We start from the raw sequence: 17,198 nt of genomic DNA on the forward strand, positions 1-17,198 counted from the left end.
TTTCTTCTAAAAAACCGCATCTGTGGTATCTGTACGGTTGCATTACTGCTGTGATGGCTTGATTTTAGATGGGTGTAGTGTACTTATTCCCCAAATTACATGATCATGGAACGGCTAAAAAAAATACTACTGAAAGTTCTGAAATGGGCAGGAATTTCGATCGCATCGCTTCTTTTTCTGATGTTTATTATTCCGATCCTATTTCCGGGAACCATTTCCGCACAGGTAAAAATATTTGCCAATAAACATCTTGCAGGAAAGCTCGATTACCGGAAAACGCATCTCACTTTTTTCAGGCACTTCCCTTCTCTCACGGTTACGGTGGATGATTTTTTACTGAAAGGCTCAAAACCTTTTGAAAATGATACGCTGCTTGCTGCAAGGGAAGTTTCGGTGGGTATCAACCTAAAAAACCTGATCTTTGACCGACAGGTAAAAATCGACGAAATCTATGTAACGGATGCATACGGAAACGTTTTTGTAAACAGTAAAGGTGAGGCCAACTATAATGTATATGTTTCCAAACCCTCCAATAAGCCGAAAGATACGGCCAGTAGCGGAGCTTCCATAAAGCTGGACCTGATCAAATTAAAAAACTGGAATATCGTTTACCGGACCATTCGGCCAGGGTGCTTGTTGATGCCAAAGGGCTGAACTATACCGGAAAAGGCGGCCTAAGTGAAGATATTTTTGACCTTGAGACCGATCTGGATATCAATAAGCTGGATTTCAGTCTGAACCGCATCTATTATGCTAAACAAAAGTCTTTGCATGCCGATTTAATTACGAGAATCAACACCAATGCCCTGACTTTCGTTTTAAGAAAAAATGAATTGAGAATCAATGATCTTCCTCTGAAATTCAGTGGCTTTTTAAGTATTCTGAAAGACGGATATAACCTGAACATCAATGCGGCTTCAGAAAAAACAACCATTCGGGATATGATTTCCGTATTGCCGCCGCAATATCTGGACTGGGCAAAAGATACCAGGATCGAAGGAAACAGCGATCTGTTTTTCAGCCTTAAAGGAAGATTCAGCGAACCTAAAAACCTGAAACCCCGGCTGCAGGCAAGGCTTTTCATCAAAGACGGCTTTGTTTCTAACGGTAAGGCCCCGGTTCCGATGAACAATTTTAATATGGATCTGAATGTAGATCTCCCGGATCTGAATACGGAACAATTGGGACTTGATCTTAAAAACCTAAGTTTTGACCTCGGACCGAATAATAGTTTCAGAGCAGTTGTAAAAACCAAAGGGCTGAATGAAATGCAGATCAATGCAGATGTAAAAGGTGCTGTAGACCTGCAGACGCTCGATCAGGCTTTAGGACTGAAAGATATTGATGCGAGAGGTCTTCTGAATACGAATATCAAAGCAAGCGGAATTTTTAGTCTGGATAAAAAGCTGTTTCCTAAAACCAACGGCTACCTTAACCTGAAAAACGGCTGGCTGAAAACGAAATATTATCCGAATCCGATCCAGAATATTACTATTGCTGCAAATATTGTAAATACCGACGGCACTTTTAAGAGTTTGGGCGTGAAGCTGGATCCTTTTAAGTTTGATTTCGAAGGCAATCCGGTTTTTGTAAATGCAGACCTGCAGAATTTTGAAGATGTACTGTATAAAGTCCGTGCAAAAGGTGTTCTGAATGTAGGAAGAATATACAAGGTGTTTGCTAAAAAAGGGTTTGATGTAAGCGGACTGATCATGGCCGACCTTTCCCTGAACGGACGGCAGAGCTATGCAACGACAGGCCAGTACAGCAAGCTGGACAATAAGGGAAATTTAATTTTAAAAAATATCAAAGCCACCACGGAGTTTCTTCCCAAATCATTTTATATAAAAGAAGGAAACTTCCGGTTTGAAAATGAAAAAATGTGGTTCCAGAAGTTTTTTGCGACGTATGGAAAATCAGATTTTGCCTTAAACGGTTATCTTCTGAATACCATTAATTATTTTATCGAAAGAAAAGGGACTCTTCACGGAAAATTCGGACTGAACTCGAATTACATCCTGATCGATGAATTCATGGCATTAAAAAACGGAGATAATACCGATAAATCCATTGAAGTGGAATATGCCAAGGTAGAAAATCCGAAAAGCAGCGGCGTGGTTATCATTCCAAAGAATTTGGATGTAGCTTTGGGGGTTAATGTAAGAAAAGTTGAGTTTAAAGGATTGGATCTGAACCATGTAAAAGGAACAGCCTCCGTTGAAAAAGGACAGGTATATCTTAAAAATACGTCGTTTGATGTGGTGGGAAGCCGGATGAGCATTGACGCCCGTTACCAGGATGAGTCTCCGCTGACGGCAAATTATGACGTAGCTCTGAAAGTACTGGATTTTGATGTTCAAAGAGCGTATAAAGAGATTGATATGGTCCGGGAAATGGCCACGGCCGCTAAGAATGTAAAAGGAATCGTTTCCCTGGATTACAAGCTGAAAGGCGATATGGATAAGAACATGAAGCCGATCTACCCTTCCCTGGAAGGCGGAGGAATCGTTAATCTCCGGGATGTAGAGGTTAAAAATTTAAAAATGCTTTCGGCAGTCGGCGATAATATTGGGGCTAAAGCTTTTAATGATCCGGACATGAAAGGGGTAAATATTGAAACCCATATCAAAAATAATTTGATCCACGTAGATAAATTTACGTTTAAAGTTTCTATCTTGAGGCCCACAGTAAGCGGTACCACGAGCTTCAACGGTCTGCTCGATCTGAGGATCCGGGTGGGTATCCTGCCGGGCGGTATTATCGGCTTTCCGGTGGTGGTAACGGGAACGCATGAAAAACCGAAAGTAAAAATTTTCAGCAAAACCGGCCAGGGAATTATTGATGCGCTGTACAATAAAAAAACCAATAAAGTGATCCGCCAGGAGCGGCGTGCCGAGAAAAAGACCAGACGGCAGCAGCGCAGGGAAAAAAGAGCGCAGGAAGAAAGGGCAAAAAATGCCGAAAAACAAATTAATAAAGATCTTAAAGAAAAATAATTCAGGCAAATAGTGAGTCAGTTAAGTTTATTTGATGCAGATGAATATTACCGGTTTCCGGAAGAATTGCTGGAGTATACAGGAAATTTTCTGTCGGAAGACGCGGCTTCCAGGCTTGAAGAAAAGCTGCTGCATGAAACGCCGTGGAAGCAGCATACCCAGAAAATGTACAGCAAGACCGTGGTAACGCCGCGTTTAACCGCCTGGTACGGTGATGAAAGCAAGAATTACCATTTGGGAGGCAACGAATTCGGGGTGAATCAATGGTCGCCGGAACTGCTGAACCTGAAACTTAAAATTGAAAAGTTTTCCGGGTATAAATTCAATTCTGTACTGTTAAACCTTTACCGGGATGGCAATGATTCGGTAGCGTGGCATCGGGATAAGGACAGCGAACTAGGAGAACGTCCGGTAATTGCTTCCGTAAGTCTCGGACAGGTCCGGAATTTTGATTTCCGCAATGTCGAAAACCATCAGCAGAAACACAGCCTTGCTTTAAAACACGGTTCGCTGCTCATCATGAAAGGAGATCTTCAGGTACATTGGGAACACCGTATCGCGAAATCCACCCGCCTGATGAGGCCCAGAATCAATCTCACTTTCAGACTGATTCGTGAATTATCATCGGTGTCCTGAGAATTTATATATTAATTTTCAGCATAATTAAAAAATAATATAAAATTTAACAAAATTTGGCAAAGAAATTGTGTATATGATTTTGAAACGATTAAAAAACAGCAGCTATGAACATTTCATATTACGATTTTAAAAATATGCCGAACCAGGAGCAATGCAGTTTTGTAATGAACGAAGGACGTGTCATGAATGAAAGAATGATCAATACAACAAAATACATTCTTTACGAAGTTTCGCATTTTTCTGTTGAGGTAATTTACAACACCGTGAACAACAAAATTGAAGGCATTAATGTTTACCAGAACAGAGGTGCATACGCTATATAGTTAATCACTACTTTCGTATAAATTGAGGAACAGCTTTATGAGCTGTTTCTTTTTTTATGCAGGTAGAATATTTAATATTAGAATGCTTATCAAGCTATTGATCTCCGAATCTTAAACAGGTTTAACCGAAAGGATCCCTGGAAAATCTAACCGTATTTATTATTTCCAAGTGCTTCGCTTTACACAGACTTTTTACAAATAAAAAATCCTCAGAAAGAATCTGAGGATAAAAACTAATAACCATGAAAACTCAAATTAAACATGAGTTACTTAACTACATTAAAATATTATGCCATTATTATTTCGGCAGTTTAAATTTTAAACATTTTTAAGACTTTTTAAGAAAAAATAATAAAATTTTCTTTGGCACGGTTTATTCTATATGATGATTAACATTAAAAAATAAATCATGGCCCATAAAATTTTTAGAAAAGAAGATTTCAGAAAGGATGAAACGGGAATATATATTCTTGAAGTCCCGAAAGGAAGTGTAGGAATCGGTGCGGATCTTATTATTGAAAGACAGACCGCTGACGGAGAATACGAAATCGTACAGGCTGATCTCCACCGTCACAACGACAGCATCCTCATCAAGTGGAGCGAACCATTTGACGGAAGACTGCTTTTTGATGAATAAAAAAAAGAAAGACTGTCTCAAGAGACAGTCTTTTTTAATAGGTATTATTCAATCCTCCATCCAGCGGAATGCTGGTCCCGGTAAGATATGCAGCATAATCGGAAGCCAGAAAAGCGGCGAGGTGGCCATATTCTTCAGGTTTCCCCAACCGTTTCATCGGGATCTTCTCTTCTTTCTTCTTTCTGATCTCCTCAACTGAAGCACCGGTCTCTTGGGCTTCATGCTCAATAAGATCTTTGATTCTTTTCGTATCAAATGACCCGGTAAGAATATTGTTGATGGTGATATTATGTTTTGCCACTTCGATAGACAATGTTTTCGACCAGGCAATTACCGCAGAACGGATGGAATTGGAAAGCGCCAGATTCGGGATCGGTTCTTTCACTGATAATGAAGATACATTGATGATGCGGCCTCTCCCCTTTTTGATCATGTAAGGAAGCGCAAGGTTGGTGGTTTCACAAACAGTTTTAAAAAGCAGATCAAAGGCCGACTGGTAATCCTGTGTATTTTTTTCTGATGCAAGGCCGGGCTTTGGGCCGTTCGTGTTATTCACGAGAATATCAATGTCGTGATTCTGAAAATATTCCGTTATTATATTCCGGAAGCTTTCAAAATCTGAAAAGTCAGCAACAAGATATTCGTGTTGCTGTTCGTCGCTCACGATGGGGAGCGAGCGTACGAAATCCTTTAGTTTTTCTTCATTACGCGCCATGACGGTAACATTGGCTCCGCATTTGGCAAGCTCTGTGGCGACCCCCGCTCCTATTCCCTGTGTAGCCGCTCCTACCAGGGCATTTTTTGAATTTAAGTGGATGTTCATGTGTTTGGTATTTATTATATAAAAATAGGATTAATAAGAGAATTAACAGGATAAAAATGGGTGGAGATTATTTTAATTTTCAATTTCCACAGTTATCTAAAATATTCTTATTCAGTATATTTTAATCACTCTGAATTTTTGTGGGGCTGTAGCCGAAACGTTTTTTGAAAGCGTAGGAAAAATGGGAAAGGTCTTCAAAACCGAGATCGGTGTAAATGCCGGAAGGGGCCTGTTTATTTTCCCGGATAAGAAAATGTGCCTCATCCAGCCGTTTCTGAAGGAGCCAACGATGCGGTGAAGTATGGAATATCTTCTCAAAATCACGCTTAAAAGTTGCCAGGCTTCTTCCGGTAAGGTAAGCAAAGCGTTCCAGATTAACATTATAACGGTAATTCTGATTCATAAATCGCTCAAGATCTATTTTGTGCGGTTGGGAAAAATCAAAAAGAACCTGCTGAAGTTCAGGCTGTGACGACTGCAGCAAAATCATCAGCAGTTCCTTTATTTTAAGATCGATGAGGGAGTTGTTCTGTATGCCGGTTTTGATAAGGGTCTGAAGAGAAATAATATAATTTTTAAGCAGGTCATTCTGCTCAATCCGGTGCATTGGTTTTACAACTGCAGGATGTTGTGCAGAACAGCCATATTCCTGAGCAAAGTTTCTGAGGTTGTCTTCACTCAAATAAATATTCATGCTTTCAAAAGTACCTATTTCCGGCGGGTACTTTATAAACTTTACCAACTGGTTTTTCCTGATCAGATGGAAATCCCCTTCCTGTGCTTCATACTTCTGCTTTCCTTCCAGCAGGGTGAAACTTCCTGCAATCTGATAGGAAAGCGTGTGCTGAGGAACAAAATTTTCCCCTTTCCTGCTCATCTCATGATAACATGAGTATACAATATCCTGCTTTTCGGTCATGATGATTATTAAAAAAATACCGCTTCCTATAGCCGTGGTTTCAAATGTACAAATTATTATTTCAGAATGGCTTTCGCTTCAAGATAATGCTGCAAGCCGAACTCGCCGTATTCCCTTCCTATTCCCGACTGTTTGAACCCTCCGAAAGGAACCATCGGATCATGGCTGAAACCGTTGATGCAGATTCTTCCGGCATCAATCTTTGAGGCAATATCCATTGCCCGTTCGGGATCCGACGAACTGATATACGCTGCGAGACCATACGGAGTATCATTGGCTATGGCAATGGCCTCTTCTTCATTTTTATAAGAGATGATCGACAGGACGGGACCGAAGATTTCTTCCCGGGCAATCTTCATGTCATTTTTAACACCGGTAAAGATCGTCGGCTTTACAAAATTTCCGGCTTCCAGCCCCTGCGGTTTACCCGGCCCGCCGGCAAGTAACAAAGCCCCTTCTTCAAGGCCCGCTTCAATAAAAGACTGAACCCTTTCATACTGCCGTACACTTACCATAGGCCCTATCTGGGTTTTTTCGTCCTGAGGCAATCCCACAACCATCTGTTCGGCGGTCATCTTTGCAATCCTGTTTACCTGATCGAGTTTATGTTCCGGAACCAGCAGCCTTGTTGGTGCAATACACGCCTGTCCGCTGTTCATATAAGCTCCGTACACCGCCATCGGAATTACCTGGTCCAGGTCTGCATCGTCAAGGATGATATTAGGAGATTTGCCTCCAAGTTCCAGGGTTACGCGCTTCATGGTACACGCCGCATTTCCGGCAATCATTTTTCCGACGGCAGTAGAACCTGTAAAGGAAATCTTAGCAACATCAGGATTCCGGATCAGTTCGGTTCCAACGACATTTCCAAGGCCCGTCACAAAATTTACGGCTCCTTCCGGAAGCCCTGCTTCATGAAAAGCTTCCATCAGTACCATTGTCTGCAGGCTGCTCATTTCACTGGCCTTGATTACGCTGGTACAGCCCGCAGCAATGGCAGTGGCTACCTTGCTGGCAATCGAACTGCTGCTTGCATTCCAGGGAGTGATCATCCCTACAACGCCGACCGGCTGTAATTTCACCAGGGAAGAATTTATCATTTTCCCGAATTTAAAATTTTTAAGAACTTCGGCCATACTGTCGAACCAGCTTCCGGTGTAGCGGCTGCTTATGGTGGAAAACTGGCGTGTTCCCCCGTATTCCTCAATCATTATTTCCGTAAGCTCATCCTGTTTTTTTTCTACGGCTTCTTTCAGTTTTTCAAGATACAGTACCCGCTCTTCTACGGTAGTCTGTGAAAATGTTTTAAAAGCTTCCTTTGCGGTGACAACCGCATTCCGTACATCTGTCTCGTCTGCAAGTATTGCTTCTCCGATCTTTTTGTTGTCGGAAGGATTGATGATTTCAAGAATTTCCGTTCCATGCGGATTTACAAATTTGCCATTGATGTAGATTTTATTTACTTGTTTCATTTTGATTGTTTTATAAGAGCAAAGGTAAACCGCTTCGCTGACAACAATTTTGTAAAACAGCTCAATTATACTTTGTAAAACAGCTCATTTCAAAAATCCTGTTTGTTCATGCATAAAAAAAGCTGCATGAAAAGCAGCTTAATTTGTATAAGTATGATTTGTTTTTACGGCTGGCCGCTTCCTCCTGCTGCTCCGTAAATATGTCCTGTGGTAAAGCTGGCATTGTTATCAGCAAGCTGTACGAATATGGAAGCCAGCTCGGCAGGCTGCCCCGGTCTTCCCAGTGGCGTTTCTTCACCGAATTTTTCAATATTTTCCTGGGTCTGTCCGCCGCTTACTTCAAGTGCCGTCCAAACCGGTCCCGGCGCAACGCCGTTTACCCTGATTCCTTTCGGTCCCAGCTGTTTGGCCAGTGATTTTACATAACTTGTCGTTGCCGCTTTGGTCTGCGCGTAATCGTAAAGATTTTCTGATGGATCATAAGCCTGTACGGAAGACAGACCGATAATGGATGAACCCGGCTTCAGATGAGGTAAGGCTGCTTTTGTAATCCAGAACGGTGCGTAAATATTGGTTTTCATCGTTCTCTCAAACTCTTCCGTGCTGATATCAAGAATCGATTCGTGGGTTTTCTGGTGCCCTGCATTGTTTACCAGGATATCAAGGCCTCCAAGTTCCTGAACTGCCTGGGCAACCAGTTTTTTGCAAAAGTCTTCCGTACGGATGTCTCCGGGGATGGCTACCGCTTTACGCCCAGCCTGGCGGATGAGTGCCACTACTTCTTTTGCATCCGGTTCTTCTTCCGGCAGATAGTTGATCGCTACATCAGCCCCTTCTCTCGCATAAGCGATGGCAGCCGCACGTCCGATCCCGGAATCTCCCCCTGTAATCAGCGCTTTTCTTCCCATCAGCCTTCCGGATCCTACGTATGTTTTTTCACCATGATCCGGAACGGGATCCATTTTGCTTGCCAATCCGGGGAATGGCTGAAACTGTCTTTTAAAAGGCGGTCGGGGGTATTTTGTAGTAGGATCTGTCAGATCCGGCCCCATTGCAGGATTTGTTTTTTTGTTCTGAGACTGGGCAAAGGTTCCCGGTGCTACGGCAGCCACTGCAATAGTGGTTGCAATTTTTCCAATGGCATTTCTTCTTGTGATTTGCTTTTCCATTATATAATATTTTGGTGTGATTGATCTTAGAATAAATTTCTGCCCTGCGGCAATAATAACGGTAATATTTCTACAAGTATGAGACCATAGACGAAAAAAATCTGCCGGATGTTAAAAATGTGGTATGCAAATTTCAATATGTGCAATTGAATAATCAGACTTCTCTCTGATATTCAGATATTTTTATATTGTTTTTATAATAACAAACTTATAATATTTTCATAGGTTGATTTGGTTTTGATTCAGACTAAGCTAATCTATATTAAATATGATTAAATTTATTCCTATTGAATTAATAATGTTAAGATTGAATTTGAATTGATTAAGTCTGAATTTTTAACTAACATATTTTAAGGGCCTCCCATTTTAATGAGATTTATCTGAATTAGATTTAAATCAGAAAATTTTTATTTTAAAAGCATACCACACCGATGAAAGAAGGTTTCTGTTGGCAGATTATTTGTTTTGGTAACGGAAAATTGTTGTTATGAATAATAAAATAAAAGTAGCATTAGGCTTAATCGCCGGTGGATCGCTGATCTATTTCGGATTGAAAAAGAAAAACGGGAAGGTAAAAACATTTACGGCTCCTGACGGAAATACTTATGGTGAAAATCAACTTTACCGTACATTCGATAACAAGCTGTTTAAAAACGGAAAGGAAGTTCATTTCAATACTCCGGAATCGGAAGGCAAAGGCACTTCTTCCAGCCAGTACGAAGCGAATAATGAGAAATTAACGAAAAACTATCAGGCAGGAAATCAAAATGTCAATTACCATCAGAAAGGGGTTAGACATCACTGATCGTTATTTAATTTAATAAAAATCTCCGTTTACACAACTGATGTAAACGGAGATTTTTATTGATATTCTCTTTATTTTAGGGGTTTTACGGACACTGCAAAACCGCCGCTCCTCGCCATATTAAAATCAATTTTAGATTTGCTTGTGATAATCTTTTTGTAAATGGTATAGCTTTGAGGATTATCGATATAGTCGGCCTTTTTCCCGTCTTCATAAACGGTAGCCTCATATTTTCTTCCTTTCTCAAGAAACGAAAAATCGAGCCGGTAAGACCTTTTATTTTCGTCGGTAATTCCGCCGACAAACCAGTTTTCTGTCCCCTTTGCTTTTCTGGCCGTAATGATGTAGTCTCCTGGTTCTGCTGATAAAATTTTAGTATCGTCCCAGTCGGCAGCCACATCTTTAATAAACTGGAAGGCATCCATATGCTTCTTATAATTTTCCGGCAAATCCGCAGCCATCTGGACCGGCATGTACATTACCACATACAGCGCCAACTGCTTGGCCAGGGTGGTTTGTACGAAACGTTTATCACCCGGGAAATAATAATCCAGTTTTGTCTGGAAGATACCCGGTGTATAATCCATTGATCCTCCCATCCACCGCGTAAACGGAAGAATGGTCTGGTGATCGGGGTTGTTTCCAAGAAATGCCTCATGCTCCGTGCCACGCGCCGATTCTGCAGATACCCAATTCGGATACGTTCTGCTTTCGCCTCCCGGCCGTACGGATTCGTGGGAATTAACCATGATTTTATATTCATTTGCCTTTTCGGCAATCCGGTAAAAATGATTGATCATCCACTGCGAAAAATGATGTTCGCTTCTTGGGATAATATCGCCTACATAGCCCGTTTTTACAGCATCATAACCATACTGGTTCATCAGCCGGAAGGCTTTGTCGGCCCATCGTTCATAGTTGGTGGCAGATCCGGAAGTTTCGTGATGCATGATCAGTTTAATTCCTTTGGAATGGGCGTACTGATTCAGCATTTCAATATCAAAATCCGGATACGGCGTAATAAAATCGAAAACAAATTCTTTTGAATGCCCGATCCAGTCTTCCCAGCCGATGTTCCATCCTTCTACCAATAAACCGTTAAAGCCGTTTTCCGATGCGAAATCAATGTATTCTTTTACCTTCGTATTATTAGCACCATGCTTTCCGTTTGGGGTTAGCTTTGAAAAATCGGTATCGCTGATATGAACATTGGTTTTGGGCTGCCCGTAGGCCCACTGGGATTTCCCGATGATCATTTCCCACCAGACGCCCATGTATTTGGTAGGATGGATGTAGGAAGTGTCTTTATATTTGGTGGGTTCATTCAGGTTAAAAAGCATCTTTGAATCCAATACGACTTCTGCTTTCGGCGAAACGATGATGGTTCTCCAGGGGGTGACGGATGAAGTCTGAATATAACCTTTGGCTCCGTTTTTATCCGGAGTAAGATGGGTTTTCAATTTAAAATTTTTGACATCAACTTCGAGATTTGATGCCGGATAATTTAATACGGCAGCTTCGGCAATATTCATATATAAAGGATCGCGGCCTTCTTTCTTAAGCATTAGCGGGGACTGTACGGCGTCCTTGACTAAGGTCTGGGAAGAATGCTTATCTACGCCCTGGCTCCATCTCGCCGGGATTTCTGAAATTTTCGTCGTTTGGGAAGGATATTCCTGGGAGTCGTAATCGGCAACGATCCACCAGGCTTTCATATCGGTAGGAAGATCGAATTCGGTATCTTCTTCTTTAATAATAAAATAATTCAGGTTTTTCTGTTGGGGAAATTCGTATCTGAAACCGAGCCCGTCATCAAACAGTCTGAACCGGACAACAATATTCCGGTCTGTAGAGGCCTGATTAAGGGTAACGGCTAGTTCATTATAATGGTTGATATAATTTTTCTTTTCACCCAGCACCGGCTGCCAGGTCTCATTTTTGGCATCCCGCTTTTCATCCGTTTTTGAAAATCCGTTATTCAGATCATTACTTCCCTCTTCTTTCTTATTGATTTCCGAAGCAAATTTTACAGTATTGTTTTTAAATAACCGTAATCCCAGCCTAGAATCCTCAATCACTGGGATTCCGTTGCAGGTAAGATTATAATAAGGAACTCCCTGCTTCAGTTGAAAATTCATCATCAATTTTCCGTCAGGTGATTTAAGGGATTGTGCATTGATACATGCGCAGAATATTGGGAACAAGACGGTTCCCAGGATACGGTTTTTCATATGGACGATTTGGTTTACTAAAAATAATGAAAGTTTACCGAACCGCCATGTTATGAGGGATATAAGTTCTCAGAAAATTTTATTCTGCAGCGAGGGAAGCTTTGCCAGGCTTTTTCCTGGGAAGCGTAAACCAGAAGGTGCTTCCTTCTCCTATTTTGCTATCAACTCCTATTTTTCCGGAATGCTTTTTTATGATTTCCGAGCAGATGTACAATCCTAACCCAAGTCCAGAATACGATTTTCCTGCATGTTCCGCTCTGTAATACCGGTCAAAAAGATGAGGAATGACGGCTTCTGAAATCCCTTGCCCGAAATCGCGGACGGATATTTTTACGTATTCCGGTTCGGCTTCCGTGAAAATCTGGATTTCTCTCGATCCTTTTGCATATTTTACCGCATTGTTTACGAGGTTAATGACCACCTGCTCGATCCGGTGCTCGTCGGCATGGATTTCCAGCAATTCGTCACCTCTGAGGATGAGTTTATGCTTACCTTCCAGTCTTACATGGTGGCAGCTTTTGCTGAGCATTTCATGCAGGTTGAACGTCTGATATTCCAGCATCAGCTGATCCTGCCCCAGCCGGCTCATATTCAGCAGATCGTCGATCAGCATACACATTTTCTCGATGCCTTTATCAGACTGCTCGATCAGCCGTATATGCATTGGGGAATATGGTTTTTCTTTGATCCGGTTCAGCAGTTGTATGGATGCTCTTACAGCAGTAAGCGGCGTTTTCAGCTCGTGGCTGGCTACACTTAAGAAATCGTCCTTCCGCTGTTCGGCCAGCTTTTTATCGGTAATGTCGGCGTTCATTCCCACCATTCGGTCAGCGATCCCTTCATCATTAAATCTTGGCAGTCCATGTGCCTGAATCCAGTGGATAGAACCATCTTTCCATTGTACCGGATATTCTGCCTTGTAAATCTGATTGGTTTTGATGGATTCTTTTACCAAGTCTTTGATCCGTCTTCTATGCTCCGGTAAAATCGACTGATAGAGATCCAGATAGGTAAATTTGTCTTCCGCATGATAGCCGTAATTGTATTTAAACTGATTGGTACTGTCCATCATTCCGGTAGAAAGATTGATTTCCGTAGAGCCCAGGCGGCTTGCATCCAGCGCAATTTCAAGACGGTTTTTAATTTCAACGACTGATTCCCTTGCCTGTACCTGCTCCGTAACATCAGTAGCTACCACAAGAATTGAAACGGCTGCATTATTTTCATCAAAAATAGGCTGGTAAACAAAATTGAGATAACACTCGATGAGTTCACCGTTCTTTTCAAGCATTGCCTTCAGTTCTTTACCGAAGTAAGGTTTTCCACTGGTGTACACTTCTTTGAGGATATCAATAAAAGGTTGATCTTCCAGTTCCGGAAGTGCCTCAGCCAAAGGCAGACCCACTACGGACCGGTCTTTATTCCAGATATCCAGCACCTTATCGTTTACAATTTCTACTTGAAAATTTTCTCCGCGCAGAGAAGCCATGGCAACAGGAGATTTTTCAACCAGATTCTTAAATCGTTTTTCATTTTCTTCTAGTGCGTGGTTTGCCGTCAGCAACTCTTTTTTTATTTTAAGAAGTTCACTGTTTGCATTAAAAAGTTCCTCGTGTTTGGAAACCAGATCTTCATTGGTTGCAAGATATTCTTCATTAAGTGCAGAAAGATCATCAATCAGTTTTTGTTCCGATTTTGACTTTTCATCTACCATCTGCATCGCTTTCTGTCTTTCCGTGACTTCGGATGCGGTATTCAGGATGTATGCTGTTTTGCCGTCCGGGCCTAAAATCGCTTTATATTCAAAGTCGAAATAGAATTTTTCCGGATATCCGTTGGTAAGCAATACCGCAGGATAATCTTTTGCCATAAAGGTTTCCCCGGAATTCCATACATTAATTAAAATATCGTAAAAAGGCTGGTCGTGCAACTCAGGAAGTGCAATTTTAAATTTTTCTCCTATTACGCCTTTATCTTTTCCCCAGAATTTCAGCATCGCCTGATTAGCGCTTAGGATCGTAATATCATCATCTTTATATGCATAAACTGCGGTAGCACTCGGAGAATGAAATAATACCGACAGGAGCTCTTCGGCCTGGATCTGATTGGGGGCGTTCATAATTTATTAAAAAGTTAATCAAATATAACTATAAAAATATCATACCACATTTAACCCGATCATAGATTTTAAGTCATTTTTTAATTTATTAAATCTCTTGCATCTCGTGCAGGAATTACTAGCAAAAAAATAATGACAACCCGGCTTACTCTACTGACACGCCCTTGTCACAAAGCCGGGCTATTTTTGCTGTATTATTAAAATAAGAAAAAATGAAACTAGCATCCTTGCGTATTATTACTACCGACACCGAAATTCTCACCGACTTCTACGAAAAGATAACCGGTATACAGGCAATACGCTATACTCCGGATTTTTCAGAAATAAAAACACCTGTTGCCACTCTGGCTATCGGCAGTACCCGTACCCTCCAGTTTTTCGGCGGTGAAACTACGGCAAGACCTGCAGAAAACCGTACCGCGATCGTGGAATTTTTAGTGGATGACGTCGATGCAGAATTCGAACGGCTAAAAAAAGATCTCACCCTGGATCTTGTTCAGGAGCCCACCGTAATGCCGTGGGGAAACAAATCACTCCTCTTCCGTGATCCTGAAGGCAATCTGGTCAATTTCTTTACCCCTGTTTCGAAGGAAGCATTGGAAAAATTTAAGGCTGAATAAAACTTGTTTAAATGTCTGACAAAATAGGGCTGCTTATTTTATTATAAGCAGCCCTGTTTTTATTTTATTTGTTCTTATAATGCACTAAAGAAAGACCTTTCAGGATTTCCGCGCTCTGTTCGGGTGTGATGTCCCGCTGCGGTTCGGCCAGCATTTCGTAGCCGACCATAAACTTTTTAACCTCAGCATTCCTCAACAGGGGCGGATAAAAATGCATGTGAAAATGCCATTCCGGATGCAGCTGCCCGTCCGTTGGCGACTGGTGAATCCCGGCTGAATAAGGAAAAGAAATTTCAAAAAGATTATCGTATTTGGTCGTTAGATCTTTAATCATGGAGGCTAAAGATCGTTTTTCAGCTTCAGAAAATTGAAGAAGATTTTCTATTTTCCGTTTGCTGACAATCATGGTTTCGTACGGCCAGACCGCCCAGAAAGGAACAATGGCCACGAAATCTTCGTTTTCCAGAATAATTCTCTCGTTGATCTCGAGTTCTTTCTTAATGTAATCTTCCAAGAGTGAGGTTCCGTTTGTATCAAAATATTTTTTCAGGTTTTCCTGTGTTTTTGATACGATGGAAGGAATGGAAGACTGCGCCCAGATCTGCCCGTGCGGATGCGGGTTGCTGCAGCCCATGATCTGCCCTTTGTTCTCAAAAATCTGGACATGATTGATATATTCCAAGTTTCCCAGCTCCTCATATTGTTTTTGCCATACATCCACAACATTTTTAATGTCGTCTGTTTCCATTTCCGGTAACGTCAGGCTATGATTTTCCGAAAAGCAGATCACCCGGTTGATTCCCCGCTCCGGCTTTAGCGTAAAGAAACCGGACGATTCAATAGAAGTTTCAACCTCATCTTTCATCAGAGAGCCAAAATCGTTAGCAAAAACATAAACGCCTCTGTATTCAGGGTTTCTTTCGCCGTTGACGCGAAGGTTTCCCGAACAGAGATAGCAGTACTCATCATGAGCCGGAAGTTCTTCTTCCGTTCTCTTTTCAGTCTGTCCCTGCCAGGGCCGGTTGGCTCTTTGCGGAGACACGAGAATCCACTCGTCCAAAAGCGGATTGTATCTTCTATGCGGATGCTGTTTCTGATTAAATGACGAATTCATTTCTTTTGTATTCATTTATTCCGTCCGATATTTTTACCCGGTATACTTTCATTTCAATGCCAAATGCAGCCTTGTATTCAGCCGTTATATTTTCAATGACTTCCGCTACATTTTCATTTCTAATAAGATTGATACTGCACCCGCCGAAACCGCCGCCCATCATTCTCGCTCCCAATACTCCGTTCTGCTTCAACGTTTCCTCTACCATAAAATCCAACTCCTCACAGCTCACTTCAAATTCAGTTGAAAGTCCGGCATGCGTTTCAACAAGAAGTTTACCCAGATACTCTGCATTGCCGGCCGATAAAGCCTTAGCGGCCTCTTCCACCCGCTTGATTTCCTTAAGGAGGTATTTACATCTTTTATAGGAAGTCTCTCCCATTTCCGCTTTTACCTCATCCAACATTTCTAAGGTGAAATCCCTGAATTTTTGTACCTCGGGAAATTTTTTCCACAATATATTTTTTCCATGCTCAACATCTTTCCGTCGGTCATTATAGCCGGAAGTGAGATGGGTATGTTTTACGCAGCTGTCGAAAAGAACCAGGCTGTAGCCATCCAGATTGGCTTCAAAATACTGGTGCTCCAGAGAATTGCAATCCAGCATGATCACCTGATGTTCTTTTCCGAAAACAGAAGAAAACTGGTCCATGATCCCGCACTTTACCCCGACAAAGGTATGTTCTGATTTCTGACCGATCAAAGCCAGATCTTTTTTGGTTAAATGTAAATTAAAAAGCTCATTCAGAATGTAGGCAAACCCGCATTCCAAAGCTGCTGAAGAAGAAAGCCCCGAACCCATCGGAATGGTGCTGCTGAAAGCAATCTGCAAGCCTCCTATTTCCTTGCCCGATTCCTGGATGGCATTGAAAACGCCCAATAAATAATTGACCCAGGTCTGTGAAACAGGAGACTGTTTTTCGTTTACATTAAAGCTGAAAGACTCGTTAAAATCTTTTGCGAAAAAAGTGCAGGTTTCGGAATCGTCCGTTTTTTTTACGGCAAAACAAATATGCTTGTCGATAGCGGCCGGCAATACAAAACCATCGCTGTAATCCACATGCTCACCAATAATGTTGATTCTTCCCGGAGCAAGAAAGATGCGTTCCGGTTCCGACTGAAATACCGATCGGAATGCCTCCGAAGTATCGTTAATTAATTGTTCCTGCATAGCAGCTGCAATTTATGATTTTTTACGTTTTGGCTAAAGCCAATTTTCATTAATAATTCTAAAAAACGGGCTAAAGCCCGTTCCTGTTGATATTCGAATTGTATTTAATCGTAGTTCAATATGTTCCCAAAATGATTTTGGAAAATTAATAGAAAATAAG

The 17,198-nt window shown here is 41.6% G+C and carries 15 protein-coding genes; 7 read left to right on the forward strand and 8 right to left on the reverse strand.

What is annotated here, in order from left to right; translation table 11 throughout:
- Positions 1-105: 105 nt before the first annotated feature.
- The 5 genes from QE422_RS13955 (at position 106) to QE422_RS13975 (ending at position 4,595) form a co-directional block, all read left to right on the forward strand.
- Positions 106-654 carry a hypothetical protein gene (locus QE422_RS13955; protein WP_307459511.1) on the forward strand — a complete coding sequence of 183 codons (549 nt, stop codon included), beginning with the start codon at positions 106-108 and terminating at the stop codon, positions 652-654.
- The gene (locus QE422_RS13960) at positions 630-2,996 is read left to right on the forward strand and encodes an AsmA-like C-terminal region-containing protein (protein ID WP_307459513.1); all 2,367 of its coding nucleotides are present in this window, start codon (positions 630-632) and stop codon (positions 2,994-2,996) included. The genes QE422_RS13955 and QE422_RS13960 overlap by 25 nt, the downstream gene beginning before the upstream one ends.
- A gap of 12 nt (positions 2,997-3,008) precedes the next feature.
- Positions 3,009-3,632: an alpha-ketoglutarate-dependent dioxygenase AlkB gene (locus tag QE422_RS13965; RefSeq protein ID WP_307459515.1), complete on the forward strand. Its 624-nt coding sequence runs from the start codon at positions 3,009-3,011 to the stop codon at positions 3,630-3,632.
- 107 nt (positions 3,633-3,739) lie between these two features.
- Complete coding sequence (locus QE422_RS13970) at positions 3,740-3,958, forward strand: hypothetical protein (RefSeq protein WP_307459518.1); 219 nt, start codon at positions 3,740-3,742, stop codon at positions 3,956-3,958.
- 409 nt (positions 3,959-4,367) lie between these two features.
- Complete coding sequence (locus tag QE422_RS13975) at positions 4,368-4,595, forward strand: glutathione synthase (RefSeq protein WP_307459521.1); 228 nt, start codon at positions 4,368-4,370, stop codon at positions 4,593-4,595.
- 34 nt (positions 4,596-4,629) lie between these two features.
- Here the strand turns inward: QE422_RS13975 and QE422_RS13980 are convergent, their stop codons facing one another.
- The 4 genes from QE422_RS13980 to QE422_RS13995 all read right to left on the reverse strand — a co-directional run bounded on the left by QE422_RS13980 (position 4,630) and on the right by QE422_RS13995 (position 8,978).
- The gene (locus QE422_RS13980) at positions 4,630-5,418 is read right to left on the reverse strand and encodes an SDR family oxidoreductase (protein ID WP_307459523.1); all 789 of its coding nucleotides are present in this window, start codon (positions 5,416-5,418) and stop codon (positions 4,630-4,632) included.
- A gap of 121 nt (positions 5,419-5,539) precedes the next feature.
- On the reverse strand, positions 5,540-6,337 hold the full coding sequence (locus QE422_RS13985) for an AraC family transcriptional regulator (protein WP_307459526.1): 798 nt from the start codon (positions 6,335-6,337) through the stop codon (positions 5,540-5,542).
- Between the two features lie 56 nt (positions 6,338-6,393).
- The gene (locus tag QE422_RS13990; RefSeq protein WP_307459529.1) at positions 6,394-7,809 is read right to left on the reverse strand and encodes an aldehyde dehydrogenase family protein; all 1,416 of its coding nucleotides are present in this window, start codon (positions 7,807-7,809) and stop codon (positions 6,394-6,396) included.
- A gap of 164 nt (positions 7,810-7,973) precedes the next feature.
- Positions 7,974-8,978 carry an SDR family oxidoreductase gene (locus QE422_RS13995; RefSeq protein WP_307459532.1) on the reverse strand — a complete coding sequence of 335 codons (1,005 nt, stop codon included), beginning with the start codon at positions 8,976-8,978 and terminating at the stop codon, positions 7,974-7,976.
- Between the two features lie 487 nt (positions 8,979-9,465).
- On the opposite strand from QE422_RS13995, the gene QE422_RS14000 reads away from it, so the two are divergent.
- Positions 9,466-9,783 carry a hypothetical protein gene (locus QE422_RS14000; protein ID WP_307459535.1) on the forward strand — a complete coding sequence of 106 codons (318 nt, stop codon included), beginning with the start codon at positions 9,466-9,468 and terminating at the stop codon, positions 9,781-9,783.
- A gap of 71 nt (positions 9,784-9,854) precedes the next feature.
- Here the strand turns inward: QE422_RS14000 and QE422_RS14005 are convergent, their stop codons facing one another.
- Positions 9,855-12,014 carry a glycoside hydrolase family 97 protein gene (locus tag QE422_RS14005; protein WP_307459538.1) on the reverse strand — a complete coding sequence of 720 codons (2,160 nt, stop codon included), beginning with the start codon at positions 12,012-12,014 and terminating at the stop codon, positions 9,855-9,857.
- Positions 12,015-12,093: 79 nt separating this feature from the next.
- The gene (locus QE422_RS14010) at positions 12,094-14,133 is read right to left on the reverse strand and encodes an ATP-binding protein (RefSeq protein WP_307459540.1); all 2,040 of its coding nucleotides are present in this window, start codon (positions 14,131-14,133) and stop codon (positions 12,094-12,096) included.
- 212 nt (positions 14,134-14,345) lie between these two features.
- On the opposite strand from QE422_RS14010, the gene QE422_RS14015 reads away from it, so the two are divergent.
- Positions 14,346-14,753, forward strand: coding sequence for a VOC family protein (locus tag QE422_RS14015; RefSeq protein WP_307459542.1), 408 nt, complete (start codon positions 14,346-14,348; stop codon positions 14,751-14,753).
- A 64-nt stretch (positions 14,754-14,817) separates the two neighbouring features.
- On the opposite strand, the gene QE422_RS14020 is transcribed toward QE422_RS14015, so the two are convergent.
- Both QE422_RS14020 and galK read right to left on the reverse strand, forming a co-directional pair.
- The gene (locus QE422_RS14020) at positions 14,818-15,882 is read right to left on the reverse strand and encodes a UDP-glucose--hexose-1-phosphate uridylyltransferase (RefSeq protein ID WP_307459545.1); all 1,065 of its coding nucleotides are present in this window, start codon (positions 15,880-15,882) and stop codon (positions 14,818-14,820) included.
- The gene (galK, locus tag QE422_RS14025; RefSeq protein WP_307459548.1) at positions 15,851-17,038 is read right to left on the reverse strand and encodes a galactokinase; all 1,188 of its coding nucleotides are present in this window, start codon (positions 17,036-17,038) and stop codon (positions 15,851-15,853) included. The genes QE422_RS14020 and galK overlap by 32 nt, the downstream gene beginning before the upstream one ends.
- Between the last annotated feature and the right edge of the window lie 160 nt (positions 17,039-17,198).

It is taken from the genome of Chryseobacterium sp. SORGH_AS_0447 (assembly GCF_030818695.1).
In the GTDB taxonomy this organism is placed as follows: Bacteria; Bacteroidota; Bacteroidia; order Flavobacteriales; family Weeksellaceae; genus Chryseobacterium.